Genomic DNA, 26,261 nt, shown 5'->3' with positions numbered 1-26,261 from the left:
GCGATCATACCAGCCCTGTCAGGTAGTAAATACCGATTACTAAAAACACGGCCACCGTCTTGATGACGGTGATGCCGAAAATGTCGCGGTAGGACTGGCGGTGCGTGAGGCCCGTGACGGCCAGCAGGGTGATCACGGCGCCATTGTGTGGCAAGGTATCCATGCCGCCGCTGGCCATGGCCACCACGCGGTGCATGACTTCGAGCGGAATGTGCGCCTGCTGCGCGGCCTGAATGAAACTGTCCGACATGGCGGCCAGCGCGATGCTCATGCCGCCCGAGGCCGAGCCAGTGATGCCGGCCAGGGTCGTCACGGACACGGCCGCGTTGACGAGCGGATCGGGCACGCTGCGCAAGGTGTTGCTGACGGCAAGAAAGCCGGGCAGCGCGGCGATGACGCCGCCGAAACCATACTCGGACGCCGTATTCATGGCCGCCAGCAAGGCGCCGCCCACGGCCGCCTTGGTGCCTTCGGCAAACGCGGCGCGGATGCGCCCGAAGGCCGTCACGCAGACGAGCAAAATTCCCAGCAGCAAGGCGCCTTCCACGGCCCAGATACCCGTCACGGCGCCGATCGACGTCGACACGGGCGCATGCAAGCCCGGCAGGGCCTCGGCGGTGAGCACGTAACTGGCGCCGTACCATTGGGGAATCAGTTTGGTCAGCGCAAAGTTGGCCACGCCCACCAGCACCAAAGGCGCCACCGACAGCAGCGGATGGGGCAAGCCGCCCACGCCGGCCGTGGCCTTGTCGGCCTCGGCCCCATAACCTTCGCCCGTCGCCATGACGGAACGGCGGCGCCATTCGAGGAAAGCCAGTCCCATGATCACCGTCAGCACGGCGCCTATCGTGCCCAGCCACGGCGCGGCCCAGCCGGTCGTGTTGAAGAAGGTGGTCGGGATGATGTTCTGGATCTGCGGCGTGCCCGGTAACGTATCCATGGTGAACGAAAACGCGCCCAGGGCAATGGCACCCGGCATCAGCCGCTTGGGGATATTGCTCTGGCGGTACAGTTCAGCCGCAAACGGATACACGGCAAACACCACGACGAACAGCGACACACCGCCGTACGTCAAGGCCGCGCACACGGCAACGATCACGGCATTGGCGCGCGCACTGCCGATATAGCGAATGGCCGCCACGACGATGGACTGGGAAAAGCCGGACAGCTCAATTAGTTTACCGAACACGGCGCCGAGCAAAAAGACGGGGAAGTACAGCTTGATAAAGCCCACCATCTTTTCCATGAAGATGCCGCTGAACACGGCCGGCACGGCCGACGGATCGGTCAGCAGCACGGCGCCGAGCGCAGCGACGGGCGCAAACAGGATCACGCTGTAGCCGCGGTAGGCGGCCAGCATCAGGAAGGCCAATGCGGCCAGAACTATCAGGAAAGACATCGGTCAGGCCCTTGCGCGAGAAGTGGTTAAGATATTAATAATTAAATTAATAACATACTTCTCGGCAACCCGCCAACGCGCAGGTCAAGGTGCAAGCAGTTCAAGCTGGCGCAGTGAGGGAGGAGGCTGGTCGGGGTGAGAGGATTCGAACCTCCGGCCTCTGCGTCCCGAACGACATTTTCGAAGCTTTGTTGCCTTTAAGACGGGTATGGCTACTGTACACCATCCTTTTAAAATCAACAAGTTATACTCAGATTCGGTCAGTTTCGGTTAGCTTCGCGAAGATGGGAATCTGTGTCAAATGACACAGATTTGACACAGATTTTGATGGCGGTATGGTCGTATACAAGTTTCTTTTTGAATATCCGTAAGTGTAACAACAAGCCGAGTGCAGCGCATTTTCCGCATATTTTCCAGGCTTTTCGGAGGCGTATAAACCTCGATAGCTATCCATGTAATTCATTACATGGACGCCAAAAAATGACCGCACCTTTCGTACCAATGACCAAAGAGGCAGTTGCAGCTGTACTTGACTGCACAACCCGTACTATCGAGAACCTCGTCAAATCCGGTGGGATTCCTACTCCTACATTACTAGCCGGGCGCGTCTTTTGGCATCCCGATGTCTTCTATTCATGGCTTGATAGGACGCTGCGTGGCGGCGGAACTGATGGTCATCGCAGTGACCAGTCCGTTGGCAGTACCAGCGACGAAGTCCTGGAGGTAAAAGTAACAGGACGTCCGAACTCAAGTGAAAAAAGCAATGAACCGGTTTCGCGGATGAAGGCAAAGCAAGCTGCTCGTATAGTCGTCCCTCAGGACGGAGTTACTCTCCGTGCCCCTTCCGACACGTAGCGGGCACCTTTTTAGGATGCACTACGCGCTGTGGCACCAGATGGCTATCCATCCACAATCCGCATCATCTACGCCATTTGCCTAGCCGGTGCCGCCTTCAATCACGCGCGCATGCCCTAGAACATGGGCTGAGCTATTGGCGCATTCTGGTGGAAACGAAAATTCGTTGCTTCAAGCTTCTCGGTGAGCGGGTGATGGTGAGGGACTTTGACCGCCAAGTCACGAAGTTGCAAGTACGCGCCGCTATCCTCAATCGATTAGCCCGACTCGGCACACCCACGACGGTGTCCACGGGATAACTCAGTCCGGGGGCAGGGTACGACGCTATCAATTTATTTGTGCAACATAGCCATCTGAATCGCTCAAAAAGCATGTTTTGAAAAGAGGCCCCACTAGGGGGCGAGTCTGCGAACCTCGGCACAGAATGTGAGTTGCTGGTCGACGGCATTTTGCTGTGGAATTTCGACCATAGAGGTGACGTAAACGTCGAGATTAACAATTGTGCTAATATTGCATAAAAAGTATTTAAAGGAAAATCTTGAGTAATCCCGTAATCGTGCTAGGCGATAAGACGAGCCACGGCGGCACCGTCGTCACCTGCTCACCGTTATCGGATACTCATGGCAAAGGCTGGGCTCGTGTCGGTGATATGGTCTCTTGCCCTCGGTGCAAGGGAGTGTTTCCCATCAGCCAAGGCGACACCAGCCTCATCGATGCGGGCCAGGCCGTGGCCTACCATGGCTGTAAGACTGCTTGTGGCGCCACGCTACTCTCGAGCCAGTTGTGCACCCTTACGACACCATCGGGCGGCGCCGCGCCGGGCGCCCACGGCAGTCTCCCACCAATGGCCTTGATGCAGGGCTTTGGTATTATCCACACCGGGTTGGCCAGCAGGTATCAAGATGAGCCCGTGGCGGATGAAACTGAACGCTTTCGCGGCCGCTTTCAGGTGGTCGACGCTACAACAGGTGACCCCGTGCGCAGCTTGGCTGTACGCGTACGGTCGACCGATGGCCAGTACATCACGGGCAGCACGGACGAGGAGGGCTTCACCCAGTGGGTGGAACGGGACGGCCTTGAGTCGCTTGCATTCGACTTGATTCAGGATGGTGACGCATGACGGGGCCGAATAACACCCCGCCCGCAGGGCAAGCGCCGTTGGCCGTGGGAGGCATGAGCATGGAAGGCGCCACGACCGTCGTGCCGATTAACAAGCTGCAGCTCGATTTTTCTGACAAGAAGGCCTTGTGCTCCGCCGTGTGCAAATGCCAAAGCATGCCGGCAATCGGTGCGGACGGCCGGTCGCTGAAACAAGAGTGCGTCTCGGCTCGGTTGAAAGCTCTCGATGTGGCCCTTGGCCACCGAAGTCCATACAAGGCGGAGTTCACATACGATATGACTAAGCGGCCGCCAGCGCCTTTTCTGGATAAGGACGTGGACACGAAAAGCAGAACCCTGTGGCCCGGCTGGACGAATGTCCTTTGGCCGAAAGACCCAAGCCGCCCTGTGCCTTATAAACCAGGCAAGGGCTACACACGGAGACCCGACGTCATTATCGTCAAGGACCCGACGAAACCTCCAACGCAGGACAACATCAAACAGGTCGTGGAAATAAAATTCCCTGGAGACCCGTTCCGTCCCGGTCAGCGAGAGGACTATATCGTCATCGCCGGAGACGAAATGAAAATGGTGCCGTTGGCATCTGATGAGTGCGACTGCGACCGGGCCGAGCTCGAGCCCTCAAAAATCCCGGTCGAGCAGCTCGCGAAGGCCGCCGCTCTTCTTAGGTTAATCTATATGGTTGTTGTTATAAAACGGCCGCCGCTTGGTGGCTTGCCAGCGTATTAAGGACTGAACATGACTGAATTACCATCGGACTTGCTGGAACTTCTGCGCGAGAACCCGGATGCAATGAATGTACCTGGGGGCTTGCTCACTAAGCAGGGACCACAGGACTATGTCGGCAGCGTGCCCGCAATCGCCGGCACGCTCTTCTTCAAGGATGCGCATCTCCCGGCGGTTCGCGATGCCATCAGCGCTTGTTTCGAAGAGTTCCAGGCCAAGGCTGAGCCTAAACTCACCTGGCTCTACCGGGAAGACCCGCCGGAAGGGCCGGATAAGATGGCCTACGCGGAGGCAAAACCGCTGAACAAAATGCTGGTGCGTATGGACGCAGACGATGCAGTGAGTTTTCATTACACCAGCGGTGTGCAGGCCCAGGACGCGGGTCCATGGGAGTTTCAGGTCGTCGGGCTCCCCGCTTGGCGGGCGGAAATGGGAGGCTGGGGCTTGTGCGGGCTGCGGTTTAGCATGCCCATTTTGTTCGTCGAAGAAAATCCCGGACTTTTCCAGACGCTCTTCGTGAGCTTCGCCCGACGCCTATGTGCCGTCCACGGGTATGGCGGCCACAGTCTAATACTGTCGGCCGCTCACTATGACGAGAACCAGGCATTCGAGGCATTCCTGACGTCCAAGCTCCGAGGGTTTGATGCCGGCAATCTTGTTAGCGGCGCAGTCAATGCGCACCTGGGCATTAAAACAGTAGGCTGGCTCACAGCGATAGACAATGATTATGTGGAAAAAATCGGAGGTATATCGGCCATTCGTTCGGCATTACCGATGGACTGGTTTGGCCTATTCGACTATGGGACTGGGCTTGTAATCCAGGGCGGCGCCCAACCCGAAGCCGCACCTGCTGACTCGCCGATACCCGCGCGGTTGGTGCTTCCCAATATGCTCCTCAAGCCCACTAGGACACCGAAAGTCCGGATGCATTACGCATCCGCTGGGAGCGAGCCACGGTTGATTGGCCGAGCTGCGGAGGAATGGCTGAACCGTTTCGATGTCGCGGACAATGAGCTAATGGCGTACAAGGCTAAACTGCTAGACGAGCCGAAATTTGCTGGGCTACCAGACCTTCCTACTCGCCTCTGATTGCTTAAAACAGCGGGCATTCGCCCAGGCCGACATGAAAAACCTCCACGGCGGTGAGCATGTGGAGGTGAGGTCTGGCGGTGCGCGCGCCGGCAACTTGCGTAAAGCCGACCGCAACCTTGCGGTTACTCGTCATCAGTTCTTCAACGCGCAATTCAATTGAGCGCAGTCGGTCTTCCTCGATGGCTGATGCGATAAGGCGTTGTTCTTCGTCGCCCCGGAGACGGCGGTCTCGTTCGTTCCAGTATTTTGGCCGACGTACCCCGTCCATCGGGTTCTCACCGATACGATATTTCCATACCTTTGTCGCGACTGTGAAGATGGCCCTGATGACGTCCAGCTCTCGGTCGACTGTAGACGGCTTGACGTCCTGCCTGCGGTCTTTCATGTAGTCTTCGATATCGGTGGTTTGGATGTTGGCGAAGGGTTTGCGCATCCATAGGATAGTTCCTGCGGGCTGACGCATTGAGTGATGCTTTGGGTTTTTTGCGCCGACATTGGTAGCCTTAGCTTTTATCTGGGCAACGCGTTTTTCCGCGCCGCCATTGAGGCCTTCCAGCCATCCTAAACATTTGTATTTTTCTGATTTTTCCCAACCTTTGTTCTTGGGACCTTCTTCTTTTATATAGCGTCGCAAGAGGCCCTCAAACGTTACTTGATGGGCCTTGGTGTAATCGATGAATAGTCCGGTGCGGCGCTCTGCCTCAATTCGGGCAATCGCATCTTCGGCCGCTTGAAGTGACTGGCAGGTGTAGCGAACGGGCTTGTAGCCCGCTTGCGTAATTTTGATGAGGAAGGCATTTTCCTTTTGGGTGAGGTAGGGTTTGTAATTTTGCTTGCCCAGTTCGATGGCGTACTGCTTGGCTTGAGCGAGTTGAGTGAAGGGAAATTCTCGATGGAGGTCGTCGCGATTTTTGACTGAGACGGTGTAGCGGCTGCGGTTTTCGATAGTGGCCATGTCAGGTTTCCTGTAGGTGAAAACCCGTCTAGCGAGGCATTCGCGAAATTTATAGCCTTTCGTGAAAAAAAGCGAAAATATTTTTCGTGGCACAGATTTGGCACAGATGGTGCCTAGACTGCGCAGTGCTGAAAAATCATGCCAGCACATCTCTTTGATTTTTAAGGGAAATATGGTCGGGGTGAGAGGATTCGAACCTCCGGCCTCTGCGTCCCGAACGCAGCGCTCTACCAGGCTGAGCCACACCCCGCTTTTCTTCATTACAGCAGATGGCGGAGCGGGTTTCAAGCGGCTGTATCAAGGCTGTTTGCTGCAAGCCTGCTTATTTCTTTTCCTGCTGGGCCTTCTTGATTTCCGCTTCGCTCACTTTTTTCGCTGGCGCATTCGTCGCGGGCGAAGTCGGGGCCTTGCGGGTGGCGTTCGCTTGGGCCATGACGGCGGCGCAGTCCGTGTCGGGGGCTTTGTCGACGTTGACCAGCGGCAGCAACGCGGCCAGCGGCGTGACGGCTGTGGCCAGGGCCACGGCGGCGCCCGCTTTCAGGGCCAGCGGGCCTTTTTGCGGGCCCACATCCGGGTTCTTGAACGTGCCTTTGGCGTACAGCGGCGTGCGCAGGGTGATGATGCGTGCGCCCTTGGTACGCGGGCGCACGTCGAGGTCCAGGGTTTCGGTGGCCAGGTTGACGTTGCCCGTGACATTGACGACGGCCGTGTCCGTGTCGAGCACGAAGCGGCGCACGTCGGCCTGGCCATTCGTCACGGCGAAGTCGCTGGCCAGGCAGTTCAGGTGCACTTGCTTGTCGCCAAAGATTTTCACGAAGACGGCATTGGCCAGGTTCAGGCCAGCCAGTTCCAGCATGAACTGGCTGACGGAGCCTTCGCTGACGGTGGCTGCCAGCTCGCCATTCGCGCTGGCCAGCATGGCCGAGACGGAATTGCCGTGGCCCGTCAGCGCCGCGTCGCCATACACCTCGCCGAAACTCGCTTGCATCGATTGCAGCTTGGGAAACAGTTCGCGTATCTTGAGGTGGCGCGCCGCCACCTTGGCTTGCGCGGCGATGGTCTTTTGACGACCGTCGAGCGTGATGTTCGAGGTGATATTGCCGCCGGCCATGCCGAAATTGAGCGGCGTCAAACTCAGCACCTTGTCTTTCATGCGGATGTTGGCGACGATATCGTTGAGCGGGATATCGTGCGTGCGTACCAGTTTCTTGCCCGTGAACTTCACATCGGCGTCGAGCGCATCCCATTTGGCCGTATTGAACTGTTCCACTGGCAAGGCTTTATTCCCGGGTTGCACGGGCGCCTTGCCGCGCGCCTGTTTGCGCGCATTGCTGTTGGCACCGATGGTGGGGCCCAGGTCTTCCAGGCGCAGCTGCTGCGACGCCACTTCGCCGCGCAGCAGGGGCCGGGGCTGGCGTGGCAGATATTGCAGGGTGCCGGCCAGGTCGCTCTCGCCCACCGTGCCTTTGAAATTCTGGTAGGTCCAGTTCCAGCTGGCACCGTCCTTCTTGCCCAGCAGTCGACCCTTGGTGGCGTAGTCCGGCGTTTCCGGCAGCAGCACGCCCGTCAGCGGGTACAGGTCCGCCATGCTGGCGCCAGCGAGGCTCAGCTGCAAATCGATGCCGGACAGCGAGCGCGGGTCCGTCAGCGTGCCATCGATGCTGGCCTTGTTCTTGCCCAGCACGGCATGCGCCTGCACGGGATACACGGTGTGGTTGTCGGTCAATGACAGCACGGCGCCCGCCTTGCCGCCGCCCGTCACGGGCGCCTTGCGGTAGCTGCCGCCCAGGGTGAAGGCGATGCCGTATTTCTGCACGGGCGCATTGCCTGGCGCATCGCCGGGCGTGGCGTCGGGCGCCGTCGAGCTGACCTTGGCGTGCACGTCGAGGGCGATGCCTTCGTCCAGATAGCGGATGACGCCGTCGCCGAAGGCCATGCGCTGGATTTCCACGTCCCATGCCGAAGGACCGTTGTCTTTCAAGGTCCAGCTGTTGCTGCCATCGGCGCGCCGCTGCAGGGCAATGTTGGGCGCCTGGAGCGCCAGGTCCGTCAGCACCACGCGATGCTGCAACAGGGGCAAGGGATGGATGGCCACGTCGATACGTTTCGCGCTGGCCAGTTGCGGGCCGGCCGTCGCCCAGTCCGGGTTGCTCATGCGCACGTCCTGCGCGCTGATGACGGGCCGCGGCACGTAGCGGCGCCAGCCCGGCTCCGTCTTCAGCCCCTGCTGCCATTTCACCTGCAAGTCGCCGCCGATGACGAAGCTGCGGCCCGTGCTTTCCGACACCTTTTCGTTGATGTAGGGGCGGGCGCGGTTCCAGTCGAAGGTCAGCACGAAGATGACGACGATGGTGATCAGGGCGAGCAGGGCGGCCAGGCTCCAGCCGAGGATTTTGAGCGGGGTTGAGCGTGTCATGAGGATGCCAATCGCAGTGATTTTTTCATCAAGGTAGACCGATAGGCCATGACAGTCGGTGCGCTGGGTTACGTAAGACACCTCGCTTGAAATGATTCAATAATTCGACTATTATTGAAATATGGAAAATGAAAACTCAATCGCGGCGCAAGCCGAGCCACTGACAAGCACGGCCGCCATCGCAGCCCTGGCCGCGCTGGCGCAGGAATCGCGGCTGGCCGTGTTCCGCCTGCTGGTGCAAGCGGGACCGGAAGGCATGGCCGCGACGAAAATCGCCGAAGCGCTGGCCATTGCGCCATCGTCGCTGTCGTTTCACCTGAAAGAACTGGCGCACGCCAATCTGGTGACAGCGAGCAAGGCGGGCCGCTCCATCATCTACGCCGCCAACTATGCGGGCATGAACGGCTTGCTGGCCTTTTTGACCGAGAACTGCTGTGCTGGCGCGCCTTGCTGCGTCAGCGAACCACATTTATTGAAGGACATCACGACATGACGATCACGATTTATCACAACACGGCGTGCGGCACGTCGCGCAATACCCTGGCCCTGATCCGCAACACGGGCGTCGAGCCCGTCATCATCGATTACGTCAAGCATCCGCCTTCGCGTGAAGAACTGGTCGATCTGATCGCGCGCGCGGGCCTGTCCGTGCGCGCCGTCATGCGCGACAAGGGCGCCCTGTACGACGAGCTGGGCCTGGCCAATCCTGAGCTGAGCGATGCCGCCCTGCTGGACGCCATGCAAGCCCATCCTATCTTGATCAACCGTCCCATCGTCGTCACGGAACTGGGTGTGCGCCTGTGCCGGCCGTCGGAAAAGGTGCTGGAGATCCTGCCGCTGGCGCAGCAAGGGGCATTTGCCAAGGAAGATGGCCAGGCCGTGGTCGGCGCCGATGGCAAGCCGGTGAAATAAAAAAAACGGCGCCATTGGCGCCGTTTTGTATTATGGAGAGTAAAACGCGATCAGTGATTGCGGTCCACGGCAAACGAGCACAGTTGCAGCATCGATTGCTTGTAGACGCTGTCCGGCCAGCCGGCGATGGCGTCGGCGGCGCGCTGGCCGGCGATTTCCGCCTGCTTGCGCGTGTAGTCGAGGGCGCCACTGCTGGTGATGGCCGTCAAGACGGTATCGAAATGCTGTTCGTCGCCTTGCTCGATGCAGCTGCGCACCAGTTCGCGCTGTTCCGGCGTACCGTTTTCCATCAGCCAGATCAGCGGCATCGTTGGTTTGCCTTCGCGCAAGTCGTCGCCCACGTTCTTGCCGATTTCGGCGGCGTCGCCTGCATAGTCGAGCACGTCGTCGATCAGCTGGAACGCCGTACCCAGCGAGCGGCCGTATTCGGCTGCCGCTTCGATATCGTCTTCGCTGGCGCCGGCGATCAGGGCGCCCAGTTGCGCCGACGCTTCGAACAGCTTGGCCGTCTTCGAGCGGATGACGTTCAAATAGCTTTCTTGCGTCACGTCCGGATCGTGCATGTTCAGCAATTGCAGCACTTCGCCTTCGGCGATCACGTTGGTGGCGTCGGAGAGGATTTGCATGACGCGCATATTATTGAGCGACACCATCAGCTGGAACGAGCGCGAGTGCAGGAAGTCGCCCACCAGCACCGACGCGGCATTGCCGAACAGGGCATTGGCCGTCTGGCGACCACGGCGCATCGACGATTCGTCGACGACGTCATCGTGCAGCAGGGTGGCGGTGTGGATGAATTCGACCACGGCGGCCAGTTCATGGTGCGCCGTGCCGCGATAGGCGTGGGCATTGGCCACCAGCAAAATCAGCACGGGACGGATGCGTTTGCCGCCTGCGCTGATGATGTATTCAGCGATCTGGTTGATCAGAATCACATCGGAGTGCAACTTTTGGCGGATCACCGTATTGACTGCATCCATATCGGCGGCAATCGTTTGCACGATGGTGTTTTGGTTAACGTGTTTGTTAGCGTCAGACAAGGCGAACCTGCATTAGATTGTGGGTGCCGCGATTATACGACAAGGCTTGCGCGTGCGTGACGTTTGCCTATGACTGTAGGGCAATTGATTGATCTTGTTGGCACTGGCGCGCGTTTTGCTGTCCGCCTGGCGCAAGCCTGACATGACGGCCGGGTTGTCGACATACCACGATCATCGGCCTTTGTGAATAGTTTTTGACGCAATTTCTCAGTCCGTGTATAATCGCTGGTTCCCCCTGTTGTGTACGGCTTGCTTTGCACGGCAATGGGACAAATTCTTTCAACATTTGATGAGGTTTCAAATCATGTACGCGGTCATAAAAACCGGTGGCAAACAATACAAAGTTGTCGCTGGCGAAAAACTTAAAGTAGAACAGATACCGGCAGACATTGGTTCCGAAATCACCATCGATCAAGTTCTCGCAGTAGGCGCGGGCGACAGCATCAAGTTTGGTGCTCCATTGGTCGAAGGTGCAACGGTACTGGTTACGGTTGTGGCGCATGGTCGCCATGATAAGGTCAAAATTTTCAAGATGCGTCGTCGTAAGCACTACCAAAAGCATCAAGGCCATCGCCAGAATTTTACCGAAATCCAAATCGTTTCGATCAACGGCTAATCGCCGCTGTTTGAATTAATCAGCTATCAAGGAGTCTTAAATGGCACATAAAAAAGGCGGCGGCACAACGCGAAACGGCCGTGATTCAGAATCAAAACGTCTGGGCGTTAAAGTCTACGGCGGCCAAGCTATCAATGCTGGCGGCATCATCATTCGTCAACGCGGCACCCCAGTGCGCGCCGGCGAAGGCGTAGGCATGGGCAAGGACCACACGTTGTTCGCGCTGATCGCGGGCAAAGTGAAGTTCGTTGTCAAAGGTGCTGGCTCGAAGCAATTCGTGACCGTTGTACCTAACGCAGCAGTACCAGCGTAATTCATTGCGGAGCGCCAGTTCGCTCCGCAATGATCGCATGATGTAAGGCGCAAGCCTTCAATCGAAAGGCTCTGCCCAAGGTAGAGCCTTTTTAGTTTTATGGCGGCAAAATTATGAAGTTTATCGACGAAGCAAAAATCGAAGTCATCGCGGGCGATGGCGGCAACGGCTGCGCCTCTTTCTGCCGTGAAAAATTCCGGCCTTTCGGCGGTCCCGATGGCGGCGATGGCGGCAAGGGCGGCACCATTTGGGCAGTCGCCGACCGCAATATCAACACGCTCGTCGATTTCCGCTTCTCCAAAATGCACAAGGCTCGCAATGGCGAGCCTGGCCGTGGCGCAGATTGCTATGGCAAGGGCGCCGATGACATCCACCTGCGCATGCCGGTCGGCACCTTGATCATCGACAACGCGAGCGGCGAAATCCTGGCTGACCTGACCGAGCACGGCCAGACCGAAATGCTGGCCAAGGGCGGCGAAGGCGGCTGGGGCAATATCCACTTCAAGTCCTCGACCAACCGCGCACCACGCCAAAAAGGCGAGGGCAAGGAAGGCGAACGCCGCGAACTGCGCCTGGAATTGAAAGTGCTGGCTGACGTTGGCCTGCTGGGCATGCCGAACGCCGGCAAGTCGACCTTCATTTCGGCCGTCTCGAACGCGCGTCCGAAAATTGCCGATTACCCATTTACCACTCTGCACCCGAACCTGGGCGTGGTGCGCGTGTCGCACGAGAAGAGCTTTGTGATCGCCGATATTCCCGGCTTGATCGAAGGCGCTTCCGAAGGCGCCGGCCTGGGCCATCAATTCCTGCGTCACTTGCAGCGCACGGGTCTGCTGTTGCACATCGTCGACCTGGCGCCGTTTGAAACCAACGTCGATCCTGTCAAGGAAGCCAAGGCGCTGGTCAAGGAATTGAAGAAGTACGACGAGTCGCTGGTCGACAAGCCGCGCTGGCTGGTGTTGAACAAGCTCGACATGGTGCCGGAAGAAGAGCGCAAGAAGATCGTCAAGGACTTCCTCAAGCGTTTCGCCTGGAAAGGTCCCGTCTTCGAGATCTCCGCGCTGAACCATCAAGGTTGTCCGGAACTGGTGAATGCGATTTACCAGCATCTGGAAGAGAAGAAACACAGCGAAAGCCGTGCCGAAGAAACGCAGATGACCGAAGAAGCACGCGGTATCTCGTCGATCGACCCGGATGATCCGCGTTTCAAGATCCTCGACTAAGGCTTTATCCTGATGTCGGTACAAACGGTCGCTGCCGCGTCCGCGCGCAAGCAAGCGTGGCAGCGCCGTGTATTGCATCTGATCGCGTATGCTTACGGGCTGAGCGCGGTCGCCTGTCTGCTGTTCGCCGATGCAATGGCGGCCGGCATGGGCATCTTCCTCAATGGCGTCAATGGCTACAGCCAGTTCTACGCTACTCATGTCGGTGTCTGGGGCGCTACCGCGCTCCTGGCGCTGTTCGCGGCACGGCAGGGCGAACCGCCTGTCCTCGGCGATATCACTGCAATGTTGGTCCTGGCGCAGCCCGCCGGCCGTCTGTTCGCGGCCATCAGCTTCGGCTTGCCCCAGGGTTTTGTGTTGTTCATGTGCGCAATGGAGCTGACGGCGGGACTGGTCTTGCTGCTGCTGCGTCCTGCGCGCTGACGTCTATTAAGTGAAGAGCGCCGCCCCATGGATTCCGTGATTCAAAAAGCTACCCGCATCATCATCAAAGTCGGCTCCTCGCTGGTCACCAACGATGGCCGCGGGCTCGACCATGCCGCCATCGCGCGCTGGGCCGCGCAGATTTCCGGCTTGCGCGCCCTGGGCAAGGAAGTCGTGCTCGTGAGCTCCGGCGCGATCGCCGAAGGCATGCTACGCCTCGGTTTCGAGCAGCGCCCCACCGATATCCACGAATTGCAGGCGTGCGCCGCCGTTGGCCAGATGGGCCTGGCGCAAATCTATGAAAGCAGCTTCCGCGCCCACAGCCTCGGTACGGCGCAAGTGCTGCTCACGCATGCCGACCTGGCCGACCGCGAACGCTACCTCAATGCCCGCTCCACCCTGACGACCTTGCTGCGCCTGGGCGTGGTGCCGATCATTAATGAAAACGACACGGTCGTCACCGATGAAATCAAGTTCGGCGACAACGACACCCTGGGCGCCCTGGTCGCCAACCTGATCGAAGCCGATGCGCTCGTCATCCTGACGGACCAGCACGGCTTGTTCTCGGCCGACCCGCGCAAGGACCCGAACGCCTACCTGATCACGCAAGGCATCGCCGGCGACCCGGCCCTGGAAGCGATGGCCGGCGGCGCCGGCAGCAGCCTGGGACGCGGCGGCATGCTGACGAAAATCCTCGCCGCCAAGCGCGCCGCCAAGTCCGGCGCCCATACGATCATCGCCTGGGGCCGCGACAGCGACGTGCTCAGCCGTCTCGCCCAGGGCGAAGCGATCGGCACGGAGCTGCGGGCGCAAACGGGGCAATTTACGGCGCGCAAGCAGTGGATGGCCGATCATCTGCATACGGCTGGCGCCGTCGTGCTCGATGCGGGCGCCGTGCAAAAGCTGCGTCAGGAAGGCAAATCATTGTTGCCGATCGGCGTGACGGGCGTGAACGGCGAGTTCGGCCGCGGCGCCGTCATCACCTGCGTCGACGCGGACGGCGTGCCCGTGGCGCGCGGCCTGTCGAACTACACGAGCGGCGAAGCGCGCCGCATCATGCGCAAGCCGTCCACCGAGATCGAGTCCATCCTCGGCTACATGGAAGGCCATGAGCTGATTCACCGCGATAATATGGTGTTGCTGTAGGTCGGATTAGCGGAGCGTAATCCGACAACATTGTTGCCGCGTCCTGTCGGATTACGCGCTGCGCGCTAATCCGACCTACGACGTAATCACAGCGGCCCATTCGGGCCGTTTTTTTTTGACTACACCACAGCCGGCATCGGCGACTTGTCCTTGTAATCGCACAGGTCGGCGATCATGCAGTTCCAGCATTGCGGCTTGCGTGCCGTGCATGTGTAGCGGCCGTGCAGAATCAGCCAGTGGTGGGCGTCGTGCAGAAATTCTTTCGGTACAAACCTCAATAACTTTTGCTCGACGATATCGACATTCTTGCCCGGTGCGATGCCGGTGCGGTTCGAGACGCGGAAGATGTGCGTGTCGACGGCCATCGTCGGTTCGCCAAACGCCGTGTTCATGACCACATTGGCCGTCTTGCGGCCCACGCCGGGCAAGGCTTCCAGCGAGGCGCGGTCGCGCGGCACTTCGCCGCCGTGCTGCTCGAGCAGGATCTGGCAGGTGGCGATGACGTTCTTCGCCTTGGTGCGGAACAGGCCGATGGTGCGGATGTAGCTGGTCAGCTCGTCGACGCCCAGGGCTAGTATCTTGGCCGGCGTATTGGCGACCGGATACAGCAAACGGGTCGCCTTGTTGACGGACACGTCCGTTGCTTGCGCCGACAGCAGCACGGCGATCAGCAACTCGAACGGCGTCGTGTATTCGAGTTCCGTTTTCGGGGATGGATTGGCGGCGCGGAAGCGCGTAAAGATTTCCAGGCGTTTGGCGGCGTTCATGCGTCTTTTTTCGGCGTGTTGGGGGCTGGCGGGGAGGTGTCCGTGCTGGCGGCAGCGGCCTTGGCGCGCGCGCGCTCCATGGCGGCGGCGATGATGGCGCGCTTGCGCTCCTTTTCTGCTTGTTCATCTGGCGTGACGGGCACTTCCTGCGTCACTTCCTGCATCTTGGCGACTGCCTTGGCGGCCAGGCGCGCGTCGTTGGCCTCGGCTTCGCGGCGCAGGCGCTGCGTGCGGAAATCGTGGCGCACGCGCGCGTCATCGGCCTCTGCCTGGCTCCAGGCATCCCAGCCCGTGGCGTCGCCGCTGACCGGGTACATGACGATGCAGTCGACGGGGCAGGGCGCCACGCACAGGTCGCAGCCCGTGCACAGGCTAGTGACCACCGTATGCATCTGCTTGGCGGCGCCGACGATGGCGTCCACGGGACAGGCCTGAATGCACAGGGTACAGCCGATACACAGCGATTCGTCGATATAGGCGACAGATCGCGGACGTTCGAGGCCGTTGACGGGATTGAGCGGAATGACTTTTTTGCCCAGCAAGCCGGCCAGGCGCGCGATGCCTTGCACGCCGCCCGGTGGGCACTGGTTGATGTCGGCGTTGCCGGCGGCTATCGCTTCCGCATACGGGCGGCAGCCGTTGTAGCCGCATTTGGTGCATTGCGTTTGCGGCAGCAAGTCTTCGATCTGGTCGGCAAGTGAGGGAGGGGCGGGATGCGGCACGGTCATCTTCGATACGGTAAAACGCCATTATCGGCCATCCGGGGCGCGCACAAGTAAAAACCTGTTTCGCAAGAGGGGATAAGGTGTGTCATGGCGGGCTGTTGCAGGCGCGCCGCAATCGTATTTTATTTCCCTTGGGAATGTCAAAGTGCAAATAAACAACTTTGCAATTTCTTTTTTTTGTGGGAGCATGATTTTATCAAGTTAGTTATCAAAAGCCGACCGCCAGTCCTGTTGCCGCGCCTGCATTGCAATGCGCGCCAGGCCATAGGAGCCAAACATGCGTTTCCTCCGGACAGTTGGTTTGCCCTTCTGTTTGCTCATGCACTCTACACTTGCCCTTGCGTACGGGCAGGCGGCCTCGCCCATGGCGGCGCCGGGCGCTGCCAGCTCGCGCATCGTCCGCTTCGCGGCGGAAGACTGGCCGCCCTTCATTACCCGCAGCCTGCCTGCCGACGGCATGTCGGGCGCCATGGTCAGCGCCGTCTTCGAGCGCCTCGGCTATGCAGTCAAATATGAATATTTCCCCTGGAAGCGTGCCATGCAGTTTGGCCTGGCCAGCCCCCGCTACGCCGGGCTGCTGGCCGTCTGGCGCACGCCGGAACGGGAAAAGCTCTGCCACTTTTCTGTGCCGGTTGGCAATACGCAGGGCGTGCTGGCCTATTTGAAGGAAGATGGCGTGCCCGGCGCCACCCTGGCCGATCTGGGCAAGCTGCGCATCGGCACCGTGGCCGGCTATGCGAATGGGGAACAATTCGATGGCATGGTGGCGCGCGGCGAACTGAAGACGGAAGAGGGCTTGAACGACGCGACGAATCTGAAGAAGCTGTTGATCAAGCGTTACCGCGTGATCGTCATCGAGCGCCATGTCCTGCAGCACTTGCTGATGGGACGCAACTTCAGCAAGGCCGAACGGGAACGCATCGCCATCATCGATACCGTCTTCAAGGAGCGCCCCGTCTACGTGTGCTTCCAGCGCGATGCCGAAGGTGCTGCGCGGCAAAAGCGCTTCAACGAGGCGGCGCGCGATATCGACACGGCCCGGCTGGAACGCGATTACTGGAAGCGGCTCGATCAGAGCCTGGCCACGGCCCCATCCTCCCCTTGACGTGTGGCGCCGCTGTTGTACGTGCCTAAAAGAAAACGCCACGCCAGTGTGAACTGGCGTGGCGTTTTGATGGAGATGCCGTGTATCAGCCGTGTTTCTGAATGAATTCGCCGATTTTCGGGCAAATGATTTCGCGCCAGCGGCGGCCCGAGAAGATGCCGTAGTGGCCGCATTTCGGCGCCACGAAGTCTTGCTGCATCTCGGCAGGGATGCCGGAACACAAGTCATGCGCCGCCTGCGTCTGGCCGGCGCCGGAAATGTCGTCCAGTTCGCCTTCTACCGTGAACAGCGCCACGTTCGTGATGTCTTGCGGACGCACCAGCTGGCCGCCCACTTTCCACGTGCCCATCGGCAGGCTGAATTCCTGGAAAACCGTTTTAATCGTTTCCAGGTAGTACTCGGCCGGCATGTCCAGCACGGCGTTGTACTCGTTGTAGAACTGGCGATGGCCTTCCGCCGGCTCATCGTCGCCCGTCACCAGGTGCATATAGAACTCGCGGTGGCTTTGCGCGTGGCGGCCCGGGTTCATGGCGATGAAACCGGCGTGCTGCAGGAAGCCCGGATACACCTTGCGGCCAAAGCCCGGATAGTTCGGCGGCACCGCGTAGATCACGGTGTTTTCAAACCACGAGAATTTCTTTTCCGTCGCCAGGTTGTTCACTTGCGTGGGCGAGCGGCGCGGATCGATCGGGCCGCCCATCATCGTCATGGTTTTCGGCATGTGCGGATCTTTTGCCGTCGCCATCAGCGAGATGGCGGCCAGCACGGGCACGGTCGGTTGACAGACGGAAATCACGTGCAAGTCAGGCGCCAGCAGGCGGATGAATTCCTGCACATAATAAATGTAGTCGTCCAGGTGGAACGGGCCTTCCGTCAGCGGTACCATGCGCGCGTCCGTCCAGTCGGTGATGTAGACATCGTGCTCGGCCAGCAAGCCGCGCACGGTGTCGCGCAGCAGGGTCGAGTGGTGACCGGACAGGGGGGCAACCAGCAAAACTTTGGGCTGTTGCAAGCCAGTGGTTTCTTTTTTGAAGTGAATCAGGCGGCAAAACGGTTTTGTCACGACAACGTGTTCGCGGATGTCGACGCTCTCGCCTTGGACGAGAACGGATTGGATATCGAATTGCGGTTTTTCGTAGTCTTTGCCAAGGCGGTACATCAGCTCGTAGCCGGCTGCGATGCGTTGCGAAAACGGGGTGTGGGCCAGTGGAGAAACCGGGTTGGTAAATAACTTGGAGGACATGTCTGCCCATTGCATCACCGGAGTGAGGAAAGAGCGTTGCAGTTCGTGCAGTTGGTAAAGCATATAGAGTCCTTGTTTGATTCCAAGCGCCAATATCGGCTCAAATATCATAATCCAATTTTACGATATTTGTTGAGGACAAAATGTGCTTTACCGCGCATAGATCCACAGTTTGCGCATAGTTGTGACAGCGCGCCACACTTGCATGGATAGACCTGCAACCATGCTTTAAAAGCAAAAAAAGCAGCGTTTCCGCTGCTTTTTGTCTGTTTTTTGCCGCTACGCCCCTGCGGGGAAGAGCCTCCCCCGCAAGAATCGCCGCCGCAGCTGCCGTGCGCTTAGCGCACCAGCATGTCGAGCTTGTCCTTGACGTCCTTGTATTGCTCGGCTTCCGGCAAGGCAGCCTTCGTCTTGGTGATCGAAGGCCAGTTACGCGCCAGATCGACGTTGATCTTGATGAAGGCTTGCTGGTCGCCCGGCACGTCTTCTTCCGCGAAAATCGCGTTCACCGGGCACTCTGCCACGCAGACGGCGCAGTCAATACATTCGTCCGGATCGATTGCCAGGAAGTTTGGGCCTTCCCGGAAACAATCTACCGGGCAGACATCGACGCAGTCGGTATAGCGACAGGCGATGCAGGATTCGGTGACAACGTGGGTCATAACAGTCCTATCAATTTGGGGGAGGTGCTGTAGCGCCTGCAGGAACCTCGGCGGCGCGTACTAAAGCAAAGCATTGTATTTTAAGGCAATTCGCTATTTCTCACAAATCCCGCTTATATACAATACATATAAGCAAATTCATTTTTTGGCAGTGGCGTTGCCGCGCAGAGCGGGCAATTCAGCGACTATCCGGGACGTTGCGATGAAGAACGCGGCAAGAAAGCGACAGTCGCCCGATGCGGCAGGGTGCAGGGCGGGCGGCGCGCTGGCTTGCCGTGTGGTGTTTTTGTTTTACCCAAATCAAGATCGGTAAAAATAAGTGCCAAATCGTGCCGAAACTATCAGGCGCTGGCGCGTATTTGCGTCAGCAATTGCTGCCAACGTGCATTTTCAGCACTGCCATCCTCGGCAAACGTGATGGTGCGCCGCGCGTTGGGCGCGTCGACGGTGATCTGCCAGTGGGGAATATCGGCGCCCACCTGTTCGCCCGCCGCCTGCGCGTGCGTGAAAAAGCCGCTGCTGGTCAGTGCCGCTTCCAGCCCGGGGCCAGCCGGATGGGCTTGCGTATCGATCTCATATTGTTCGCTCAGGCCGGCAAAGCCGCCGCTGCTGCGGGCTGAAATTTTCATGCTGCTCCTTGCTGTTGGGGTGGTGGTGGGACGCGCCACGGCCTGCCGCTGTTCCGGCAGGCCTGGATAGGGCGCACTGGTGCGCTGCGGTGCTGTCTATTTGGGGCCGTAACTGCGGCACCAGGCGGCCAGGGCTTCACGCTCCGCTTCGAGCAATTGATCCGACTCGCTGTATTCCGCATGGTTCATGGTACCGCAGCAGGCGCGCCTGTCTTGCACGGCGTCGTCTTCGTCGACGACAGCGGGGGCAAATGTCATCTGCCCATCCTCCGTCATGGCATTGGCCTTGAGCACTTCGCGCACGGTAAAGCTGTTGCGGATGAAGTCCAGGTAGGCGCTGTTGCCATCGGTCTCGGCGATCGTCAGCATGTGGCCGGCCACGTCGGCATAGGTGGCGGCCTGGTCGGGCGATGCCACGAGGGCGCGCAGGACCAGACTGCGCAGGTAGTCGCCGCAGCGGTGCAGCACGGCCGCGTCGTCTTCCAGCTGTGGCTGGCGTTCGTGGGCAAAGATGTCGGCCAGGATGTCGTAGATGGCGCCCGTAAACACTTGCGAGATGGCGTGCACTTCCGTGCCTGCCTCCGACAACTTGATGTCGTTGTCGGCATTGCGCAAGCCGTTGGGACGGCCCAGGGCCAGGCCGAACTGCTCGGCCAGATCAGCCAGAAACGTTTTATCGTGCAGGTCGGATTTCGTTTGTGCGATGACCGCTTCCACCTGGTCCAGCTGCGACAGGGCCAGGAAGATGGCCGTCAGGTCGCCGAACGATTCGTGCAAGCCGCCCGTCTGCGGCGGGTTGTTGCTGAGCAGCCAGTTGGGCTTGAGGCCATCGAGCACGGCGTGCCCTGTTTCATGCGAGACGATGTCGAGCGAGCGGCAGGTGTAGACGCGCTCGGTGGCGCCGCTGGGAATGAAGTCGCCGAACTTGAGCGCCTTGTCGCTGCGGCTGTAATAGGCATTCATGACATTGGGCAAGCCGTGCGGGAACACGCGCAGCGGTGCCGTGTTGCTGGCGCTATTCCATTGCCAGGGCAGGGGCGGCGCCGTGTCGTTGCTGGCCAGCGCGCGCTGGTACATGGTCAATGTCATGCGCACGATGGCAAACGTGTGCACGGCGTCGAACTGGTCGGTGTTGGGCGAAACGATGAAGTCGCCGAAGGCATTCGGACTGACCTGCGCGATGCCCGGTTCGCCGAACGTGACGCGCGCGTCGCGCGGGCCTTGCAGGATCAGACCGGGCAGGAAGGTCTTGCGCGTGCCCAGTTCGCTGACGGACGGGTCCTGCTTCCAGATCAGCACGCGCGAACCGACGGGCACGGCGGCCGCGTTGCGCACCGTGGCCTCGGTCAGGCGGGGCGGCCCCGGCTGCAGAGTCAGTTGCGCATTCTTGCGGTGCTGGCGGTACGGCGCCGAGGGGGTGGGGACATAGCCGACGGGCAGGGACACGCATTTGGTCAGTACGGCTTCGACCGGCACGATGACTTTCTGGTCCATGGTAGCTCTCCAAGACACGCGCAACTGGAACTGGAATAGTCGTCCCGCTTCGGTGTATCCGGTTTGATACGGCGCAAGCGATGCGCGGGAAGGACGGGCTTTTTTAGCCGTCCGGCGCCAGCTTCGGCCGCGCCCGCCGCATGGCGGCTGGTATGATGCTGGCCGTATGGCACCCGTTTTTATAATAAAAGGATCGTTTGATGGCGGATATAAATATAGTTCAGCAACATAAGCTGACGGCGGCAAAGGCGCGCGAAGCGGCGCAGCAAGTGGCCGACAAGCTGGCCCAGGAATATGATTTGGCGTGCGCCTGGGATGGCGATGTGCTGCGCTTCGAGCGCAGCGGCGTCGATGGTTCGCTGACCCTGGAAAAAGAGCAGGCGCAACTGCAAATCAAGCTGGGCTTCATGCTCAGCGCCTTTGCTTCCACTATCGAAGGCAAGATTGCCGAGAAGATGCGCAAGGTGTTTACCGAGCCAGCTTGATGGCGTTTGCCCCGCTTGTCTCGCGCCAAGTTTGGTGGTAAAAATGGCGCTGCGGCGGAAGGCGAAAAGACGACGAAAACACGTCGCTTTTCGCCTTTTTTACGTCTGACTGTACGCTAGCGAACATTGCTAGCACATTTCTATTTGGAAAGCCATTGGACTTTGGCGGCTTTTTGCGTTATACTTGAGTCATATTTACAACAGCTACACCGCGTTTCACCTTCTGCTTCGCAGTACTCTCCACTCGCTCAGTGGTGAATAATTCTTCGGGTTTTACACCCGCATCCAGTTAAAAGTAGCTTGGTCGATTTTTTTTCGGTCAAATACATTTGGTGCCATGTATTTGCATGGCGCTAGCGTTGTTAAAAGTCCTGAACCACAGCCTCTTTTAGCACGCACACGGCACCCCGGCACCGGCCTTGGCCATCCGCTGGTCACACGCGTGTCACCCCCTGTTTCCTGTCGCTCCCGTGCGCTTTTTGCGCCGTGGCGTAGCCGACGCAACAGGGTTTGTTGATTCCCGCCGCAAGCTAGCAGGCTTGCTGGGTTTCATTCCATTCGTCAAATCGAGGGAGAACCACATCGTGGCAAAACAAATCATTATCGACCATGTGTTCAAAGTGTTCGGCGACAAGCCAGAAGAAGCACTTGAACTCGTTCATCAAGGCGCCAGCAAGCAGGACATCCTGGCCAAGACAGATTGCACCATCGGCGTTTTCGACGCCACCTTTACCATTGAAGCGGGCGAGATCTTCGTCATCATGGGCCTGTCCGGTTCGGGCAAGTCGACCCTGGTGCGCATGCTGAACCGCCTGATCGAGCCGACGGCCGGCCGCATCCTGATCGACGGCAACGACATCAACACCTTGCCGGATGCCCAGCTGCGGGCTCTGCGCCGCAAGGACATCAGTATGGTGTTCCAGTCGTTCGCGCTGCTGCCGCAAATTACCGTGCTCGACAACACTGCCTTCGGCATGGAACTGGCCGGCATGCCCAAGCCTGAGCGTCATGCGCTGGCCCAGCAAGCGCTGGAACAAGTGGGCCTGGACGGCTACGGCGCCAGCTATCCCGACGAATTGTCGGGCGGCATGCAGCAGCGCGTGGGCCTGGCCCGTGCGCTGGCTTGCGATCCATCGATCCTGCTGATGGATGAAGCGTTTTCCGCGCTCGATCCGATTATTCGTACGGAAATGCAATCGGAACTGCTGCGCCTGCAACAGATCAAGCGCCGCACCATCGTCTTCATTTCGCATGACCTCGATGAAGCCATGCGCATCGGCGACCGCGTCGCCATCATGAAAGACGGCCACGTGGTGCAAGTGGGCACGCCGGAAGAAATCCTGCGCAAACCGGCCAACGATTACGTGCGCAACTTCGTGCGCGGCGTCGATGCGGCGGCCGTGTTCAAGGCCAGCGATATTGCCCGCAAGAGCCAGATCGTCGTGTCCGAGTCGCCGAGCCGCGGCTCGCGCGCCGCGCTGTCGATGCTGGAAGAGCAGGATCGCGCGTTTGCGTATGTCGTCAATCCGCAGCGCAAGTTCCTCGGCGTCGTGTCGGCCGATTCGCTGCGCAGTGCGCTCGATGGCCATGTGGGACCGCTGGGCCTGGCGCATGCGTATCTGCCCGACGTGCAGACCATCAATGCAGACGAGCCCGTCGCCGGACTGTTCGGCCAGGTGGCGCAACTGCCTTACGCCGTCCCCGTGGTGGCCGATGACGGCAGCTTCCGCGGCGCCATCAGCAAGACAACCTTGCTGAAGTTCCTCGACCGCGATACGCCAGCCATTGCCGAACAACAACAGAAAGGACAAGCATGAATCCAAGCACCGTTTCCACAGTAGAAGCTGTTGTTGAACAGCCGGCCGCGCAAATCAATCCCTGGGCGCTGACGCCGCCGGGCGACACGTCCTGGCTGGACGCGGCCGGACCGGCCGTACAGCCGGAACACGCGGCCTCCGGTTTTCACCTGACGCAGATTTTCGACGGCTCGCTGCCGCTGGAAAGCTGGATCAACCAGGGCCTGGGCTGGGTCGTCGCGCATTTCCGCCCATTCTTCCAGGCCGTGCGCGCGCCGATCGACAGCGTGCTGTCCGGCGTGGAAGGCGTGCTCCTGGCGGCCCCGTCGCTGACGGTCATCGCCATCATCGGCTTGCTGGCTTGGCAATTTACCAGCCGCACCTTGGCCATCGGCACCGTGCTGGCGCTGCTGGTCGTATCGATGCTGGGCATCTGGCCGGAAGCCATGACGACCTTGTCGCTGGTGCTCACCTCCTTGGCCTTCTGTCTGGCCATCGGTTTGCCGCTCGGTATTTTCCTGGCCAGCAGCGACCGCGCGCAGAATATCCTGCGCCCTTTGCTGGACGCCATGCAGACGACGCCCGCCTTCGTCTACCTAGTGCCGGTGGTGATGCTGTTTGGTATCGGTAATGCGCCAGGCGTGATCGTGACAATCATCTTTGCCCTGCCGCCGCTCGTGCGTCTGACCAACCTCGGCATCCGCCAGGTGCGTCCCGACCTGATCGAAGCGGCCCGCGCCTATGGCGCCTCGCCGTGGCAGTTGCTGACCCGCGTGCAGTTTCCGCTGGCCATGCCATCGATCATGGCGGGTATCAACCAATCGCTGATGCTGTCGCTGTCGATGGTCGTGATCGCCTCGATGATTGCTGTCGGTGGCCTGGGCCAGATGGTATTGCGCGGCATCGGCCGCCTGGACATGGGACTGGCAACCGTCGGTGGCCTCGGTATCGTGCTGCTGGCCATTACCCTGGACCGCTTGACGCAAGCGATGGGCCAGCCACGCCGTGGCGTGCGCCACTGGTACCAGACGGGTCCTGCCGGTTTCGTGCTGCGCCTGGTGCGCGGCAACACGGAGAAAAATAATGTTGCACAGCAAGCTACGCTGGCCAACGCACAATAAGAAAGGATTTACATGCATCAAATCGCACATTTTAAAGAGACGCAAAAATCGCAACGCAAGTTCCAGTTGTTTTCCGCCCTGGCGATCGCCGCCATGGCCCTGACCACGAGCCTGGCCATGGCGCAGACGCCGGCCGCGCCCGCCGATGCGCTGCCCGGCAAGGGCATCAAGGTGCAGGCGCTGCAAAGCTCGATCGCGGAAGAAACCTTCCAGACCATGCTGGTCGACAAGGCGCTGGAAAAGCTTGGCTACGAAGTGCAGCCGATCAAGGAAGTGGAGTATCCGACCGCGCATATCGCCATTGCCAACGGCGACGCCACCTTCATGGCCGTGCACTGGGACCCGATGCACAAGGATTTCTATAACAATGCGGGCGGCGACGCCAAGCTGTTGCGCACGGGCCAATACGCCGGCCCTGCCGCGCAAGGTTATCTGATCGACAAGGCGACTGCCGAGAAGTACAACATCACGAATATCGACCAGTTGCGCGACCCGAACCTGGCTAAGCTGTTCGATCACGACGGCGACGGTAAGGCCGACTTGACGGGCTGCAACCCCGGCTGGGGCTGCGAAGCGCTGATCGAGAATCACATGGATGCGTACAAATTGCGCGAGACGGTGACGCACGTGCAGGGCAGCTATGCGGCCCTGATCGCCGACACCATGGGCCGCTACAAGCGTGGCGAACCGATTTTGTACTACACGTGGACGCCGTACTGGGTCAGCGGCGTGCTGGTCCCGGGCAAGGACGTGGTCTGGCTGAAAGTGCCATTCTCGGCCAATCCGGAGAAAGTAAACACGCGTCTGGACAATGGCAGCGACTACGGCTTTGCCGTCAACACGGCGCGCATCGTGTCGAACAAGGCCTGGACCGAGAAAAACCCGGCGGCTGCCAAGCTGTTCGAAGTGATGCAATTGCCCGTGGCCGACATCAATGCGCAGAACGAACGCATGCGCCGTGGCGAAAACACGCAAGCCGATATCGCGCGCCATACGGCTGGCTGGATCAAGTTCCACCAGCAAAAGTTTGACGGCTGGATCGCGCAAGCGCTGGCAGCGGCGAAAAAGTAAGTTCTAGCGCCGTTTCAACATGAAAAAGTGGCTACCATTTTGGTAGCCACTTTTGCGTTAACGGCCTGTTTTGGTGGTTTTTGGTGAGTTTTTAGCCGTTTTCGGCCAGTTTCAGGTGCAAAATGGGGAAAGGCTTGCCGAACGGGTCGCGTTCGGAGCGGCTTTCCCCGATAAAGCCCTGGTGGAGGTAAAAGCCATGCGCTTGCGTGTTGTGTTCGTTGACATCGACAGCCGTGGCGCCCAGGGCCGCGATGGCGTGCCGCACGAGCGCGCGGCCGGCGCCGCTGCCGCGCTGGTCGGGATGTACGAACAGCATCTCGATCTTGGCGTGCTCGACGCACAGGAAGGCATAGGCGACGCCGTCATCGGCGCGCAGCACGTGCAGCAGGCGTTCGGCCGTCACCCTGGCCAGCTCGTCGCGGACGAAAGGCATCAGGAAGGCGATATCGCTATCGGCAAGGAAATCGTGGGTGGCGCGTACGGACAGGTGCCAGACATCGAACAAGCGGGGCAGGTCGGCGGCATGGGCCAGGGAAACCAGGGAATTCGGTGATGGTGTCATGCAGAAATTATACTGCCCCGGCAGGCGCCGGGGCAGGGAGGGACGATCAGTCCTTCAAGTCTTCGATCAGGTCGATGTATTGTTGCTGCGCATCTTCCTTCGAGGTGCCGGCCAGGGCCGCCCAGGCGTCGAACTTGGCACGGTTGACGAAGTCGGTCATGCCAGGACGCTCGCCCGTGGCGTCGCCGCTCGACGCTTGCTTGAACAAGGCGTAGATTTTCAACAAGGTCATATTGTCCGGACGCTCGGACAGGGTCTTGGAATCGAGCTGCGCTTGTTCGAATTGCTCTTGTAAACTCATGATGGCTCCTGTGTGCTGATGGAATCGCTGGAAAAGTGCGGCAGGCCCGGCGGAGTGGCCACCGT

27 protein-coding genes, 1 tRNA gene and 1 pseudogene are annotated in these 26,261 nt (G+C 59.6%); 16 read left to right on the top strand and 13 right to left on the bottom strand.

What is annotated here, in order from left to right; all coding sequences use genetic code 11:
• Nucleotides 1-4: 4 nt before the first annotated feature.
• Nucleotides 5-1,399 (bottom strand): GntP family permease, encoded by a 1,395-nt coding sequence (locus AC54AG_RS13890; protein WP_496630661.1) that lies wholly within the window; start codon nucleotides 1,397-1,399, stop codon nucleotides 5-7.
• A 995-nt stretch (nucleotides 1,400-2,394) separates the two neighbouring features.
• Between AC54AG_RS13890 and AC54AG_RS13885 the strand changes: the two are divergent.
• The 4 genes and pseudogenes from AC54AG_RS13885 to AC54AG_RS13870 all read left to right on the top strand — a co-directional run.
• A pseudogene (locus AC54AG_RS13885) lies at nucleotides 2,395-2,553 on the top strand (IS5/IS1182 family transposase); the annotation flags it as partial.
• Between the two features lie 239 nt (nucleotides 2,554-2,792).
• Nucleotides 2,793-3,374 (top strand): PAAR domain-containing protein, encoded by a 582-nt coding sequence (locus tag AC54AG_RS13880; protein WP_254798454.1) that lies wholly within the window; start codon nucleotides 2,793-2,795, stop codon nucleotides 3,372-3,374.
• Nucleotides 3,375-3,433: 59 nt separating this feature from the next.
• The gene (locus AC54AG_RS13875; RefSeq protein WP_496630660.1) at nucleotides 3,434-4,102 is read left to right on the top strand and encodes a VRR-NUC domain-containing protein; all 669 of its coding nucleotides are present in this window, start codon (nucleotides 3,434-3,436) and stop codon (nucleotides 4,100-4,102) included.
• A gap of 9 nt (nucleotides 4,103-4,111) precedes the next feature.
• Nucleotides 4,112-5,188 carry a type VI immunity family protein gene (locus AC54AG_RS13870; RefSeq protein ID WP_072454268.1) on the top strand — a complete coding sequence of 359 codons (1,077 nt, stop codon included), beginning with the start codon at nucleotides 4,112-4,114 and terminating at the stop codon, nucleotides 5,186-5,188.
• A gap of 4 nt (nucleotides 5,189-5,192) precedes the next feature.
• Here AC54AG_RS13870 and AC54AG_RS13865 read toward each other — a convergent pair whose 3' ends face one another.
• The 3 genes from AC54AG_RS13865 to AC54AG_RS13855 all read right to left on the bottom strand — a co-directional run bounded on the left by AC54AG_RS13865 (nucleotide 5,193) and on the right by AC54AG_RS13855 (nucleotide 8,562).
• Nucleotides 5,193-6,146 (bottom strand): integrase, encoded by a 954-nt coding sequence (locus AC54AG_RS13865; RefSeq protein ID WP_496630659.1) that lies wholly within the window; start codon nucleotides 6,144-6,146, stop codon nucleotides 5,193-5,195.
• 173 nt (nucleotides 6,147-6,319) lie between these two features.
• A tRNA-Pro gene (locus AC54AG_RS13860) sits at nucleotides 6,320-6,396 on the bottom strand.
• Between the two features lie 72 nt (nucleotides 6,397-6,468).
• Nucleotides 6,469-8,562 (bottom strand): AsmA family protein, encoded by a 2,094-nt coding sequence (locus AC54AG_RS13855; protein WP_496630658.1) that lies wholly within the window; start codon nucleotides 8,560-8,562, stop codon nucleotides 6,469-6,471.
• 121 nt (nucleotides 8,563-8,683) lie between these two features.
• Here AC54AG_RS13855 and AC54AG_RS13850 point away from each other — a divergent pair, with 121 nt between their 5' ends.
• Both AC54AG_RS13850 and arsC read left to right on the top strand, forming a co-directional pair.
• Nucleotides 8,684-9,055, top strand: a complete 372-nt coding sequence (locus AC54AG_RS13850) for an ArsR/SmtB family transcription factor (RefSeq protein ID WP_219330052.1) — start codon at nucleotides 8,684-8,686, stop codon at nucleotides 9,053-9,055.
• Nucleotides 9,052-9,474 (top strand): arsenate reductase (glutaredoxin), encoded by a 423-nt coding sequence (arsC, locus tag AC54AG_RS13845; RefSeq protein ID WP_496630657.1) that lies wholly within the window; start codon nucleotides 9,052-9,054, stop codon nucleotides 9,472-9,474. The genes AC54AG_RS13850 and arsC overlap by 4 nt, the downstream gene beginning before the upstream one ends.
• Nucleotides 9,475-9,524: 50 nt before the next feature.
• Here the strand turns inward: arsC and ispB are convergent, their stop codons facing one another.
• Nucleotides 9,525-10,514, bottom strand: a complete 990-nt coding sequence (gene ispB / locus AC54AG_RS13840; RefSeq protein ID WP_034754644.1) for an octaprenyl diphosphate synthase — start codon at nucleotides 10,512-10,514, stop codon at nucleotides 9,525-9,527.
• 304 nt (nucleotides 10,515-10,818) lie between these two features.
• On the opposite strand from ispB, the gene rplU reads away from it, so the two are divergent.
• From rplU to proB, 5 genes are all read left to right on the top strand, one after another.
• Nucleotides 10,819-11,130: a 50S ribosomal protein L21 gene (gene rplU / locus AC54AG_RS13835; protein WP_034754730.1), complete on the top strand. Its 312-nt coding sequence runs from the start codon at nucleotides 10,819-10,821 to the stop codon at nucleotides 11,128-11,130.
• Between the two features lie 40 nt (nucleotides 11,131-11,170).
• Entirely contained in the window at nucleotides 11,171-11,443 is a 273-nt protein-coding gene (gene rpmA, locus AC54AG_RS13830) for a 50S ribosomal protein L27 (protein ID WP_010395157.1), read from the top strand.
• Between the two features lie 113 nt (nucleotides 11,444-11,556).
• A complete protein-coding gene (obgE, locus tag AC54AG_RS13825) occupies nucleotides 11,557-12,666 on the top strand; it encodes a GTPase ObgE (protein WP_034754647.1) in 1,110 nt (369 codons plus the stop codon).
• 12 nt (nucleotides 12,667-12,678) lie between these two features.
• A complete protein-coding gene (locus AC54AG_RS13820; protein ID WP_319992350.1) occupies nucleotides 12,679-13,089 on the top strand; it encodes a hypothetical protein in 411 nt (136 codons plus the stop codon).
• A gap of 27 nt (nucleotides 13,090-13,116) precedes the next feature.
• Complete coding sequence (gene proB, locus AC54AG_RS13815; RefSeq protein WP_496630655.1) at nucleotides 13,117-14,235, top strand: glutamate 5-kinase; 1,119 nt, start codon at nucleotides 13,117-13,119, stop codon at nucleotides 14,233-14,235.
• Nucleotides 14,236-14,354: 119 nt separating this feature from the next.
• On the opposite strand, the gene nth is transcribed toward proB, so the two are convergent.
• Both nth and rsxB read right to left on the bottom strand, forming a co-directional pair.
• Nucleotides 14,355-15,002: an endonuclease III gene (gene nth, locus AC54AG_RS13810; RefSeq protein ID WP_331777572.1), complete on the bottom strand. Its 648-nt coding sequence runs from the start codon at nucleotides 15,000-15,002 to the stop codon at nucleotides 14,355-14,357.
• Nucleotides 14,999-15,730, bottom strand: coding sequence for an electron transport complex subunit RsxB (gene rsxB, locus AC54AG_RS13805; RefSeq protein WP_496630653.1), 732 nt, complete (start codon nucleotides 15,728-15,730; stop codon nucleotides 14,999-15,001). The genes nth and rsxB overlap by 4 nt, the downstream gene beginning before the upstream one ends.
• Before the next feature lie 316 nt (nucleotides 15,731-16,046).
• On the opposite strand from rsxB, the gene AC54AG_RS13800 reads away from it, so the two are divergent.
• Nucleotides 16,047-16,832, top strand: a complete 786-nt coding sequence (locus AC54AG_RS13800; RefSeq protein WP_235194277.1) for a substrate-binding periplasmic protein — start codon at nucleotides 16,047-16,049, stop codon at nucleotides 16,830-16,832.
• 85 nt (nucleotides 16,833-16,917) lie between these two features.
• Here the strand turns inward: AC54AG_RS13800 and AC54AG_RS13795 are convergent, their stop codons facing one another.
• From AC54AG_RS13795 to AC54AG_RS13780, 4 genes are all read right to left on the bottom strand, one after another.
• Nucleotides 16,918-18,138, bottom strand: coding sequence for a polyhydroxyalkanoate depolymerase (locus tag AC54AG_RS13795; protein WP_072454276.1), 1,221 nt, complete (start codon nucleotides 18,136-18,138; stop codon nucleotides 16,918-16,920).
• Between the two features lie 275 nt (nucleotides 18,139-18,413).
• On the bottom strand, nucleotides 18,414-18,737 hold the full coding sequence (gene fdxA / locus AC54AG_RS13790; protein WP_010395176.1) for a ferredoxin FdxA: 324 nt from the start codon (nucleotides 18,735-18,737) through the stop codon (nucleotides 18,414-18,416).
• Nucleotides 18,738-19,078: 341 nt separating this feature from the next.
• Nucleotides 19,079-19,366 (bottom strand): protealysin inhibitor emfourin, encoded by a 288-nt coding sequence (locus tag AC54AG_RS13785; RefSeq protein WP_496630652.1) that lies wholly within the window; start codon nucleotides 19,364-19,366, stop codon nucleotides 19,079-19,081.
• 96 nt (nucleotides 19,367-19,462) lie between these two features.
• Nucleotides 19,463-20,860 carry a gluzincin family metallopeptidase gene (locus tag AC54AG_RS13780; RefSeq protein WP_219330049.1) on the bottom strand — a complete coding sequence of 466 codons (1,398 nt, stop codon included), beginning with the start codon at nucleotides 20,858-20,860 and terminating at the stop codon, nucleotides 19,463-19,465.
• A gap of 200 nt (nucleotides 20,861-21,060) precedes the next feature.
• Between AC54AG_RS13780 and AC54AG_RS13775 the strand changes: the two genes are divergently transcribed.
• The 4 genes from AC54AG_RS13775 (at nucleotide 21,061) to proX (ending at nucleotide 25,333) form a co-directional block, all read left to right on the top strand.
• Nucleotides 21,061-21,345, top strand: a complete 285-nt coding sequence (locus AC54AG_RS13775) for a polyhydroxyalkanoic acid system family protein (protein ID WP_034760280.1) — start codon at nucleotides 21,061-21,063, stop codon at nucleotides 21,343-21,345.
• A 584-nt stretch (nucleotides 21,346-21,929) separates the two neighbouring features.
• Nucleotides 21,930-23,162, top strand: a complete 1,233-nt coding sequence (proV, locus tag AC54AG_RS13770; RefSeq protein ID WP_034760513.1) for a glycine betaine/L-proline ABC transporter ATP-binding protein ProV — start codon at nucleotides 21,930-21,932, stop codon at nucleotides 23,160-23,162.
• Entirely contained in the window at nucleotides 23,159-24,262 is a 1,104-nt protein-coding gene (proW, locus tag AC54AG_RS13765) for a glycine betaine/L-proline ABC transporter permease ProW (RefSeq protein ID WP_070303355.1), read from the top strand. The genes proV and proW overlap by 4 nt, the downstream gene beginning before the upstream one ends.
• Before the next feature lie 12 nt (nucleotides 24,263-24,274).
• The gene (gene proX, locus AC54AG_RS13760) at nucleotides 24,275-25,333 is read left to right on the top strand and encodes a glycine betaine/L-proline ABC transporter substrate-binding protein ProX (RefSeq protein ID WP_496630651.1); all 1,059 of its coding nucleotides are present in this window, start codon (nucleotides 24,275-24,277) and stop codon (nucleotides 25,331-25,333) included.
• A gap of 91 nt (nucleotides 25,334-25,424) precedes the next feature.
• Here proX and AC54AG_RS13755 read toward each other — a convergent pair whose 3' ends face one another.
• Together AC54AG_RS13755 and AC54AG_RS13750 are read right to left on the bottom strand one after the other, a co-directional pair.
• Complete coding sequence (locus tag AC54AG_RS13755; protein WP_338680932.1) at nucleotides 25,425-25,895, bottom strand: GNAT family N-acetyltransferase; 471 nt, start codon at nucleotides 25,893-25,895, stop codon at nucleotides 25,425-25,427.
• 46 nt (nucleotides 25,896-25,941) lie between these two features.
• Nucleotides 25,942-26,196 carry an acyl-CoA-binding protein gene (locus AC54AG_RS13750; protein ID WP_034760268.1) on the bottom strand — a complete coding sequence of 85 codons (255 nt, stop codon included), beginning with the start codon at nucleotides 26,194-26,196 and terminating at the stop codon, nucleotides 25,942-25,944.
• Nucleotides 26,197-26,261 lie beyond the last annotated feature (65 nt).

The sequence above is a fragment of the Janthinobacterium sp. BCJ23 genome, assembly GCF_059617945.1.
The sequence above is the reverse complement of the archived record's forward strand: the minus strand, read 5'-3'. Positions and strand labels throughout refer to the sequence as shown.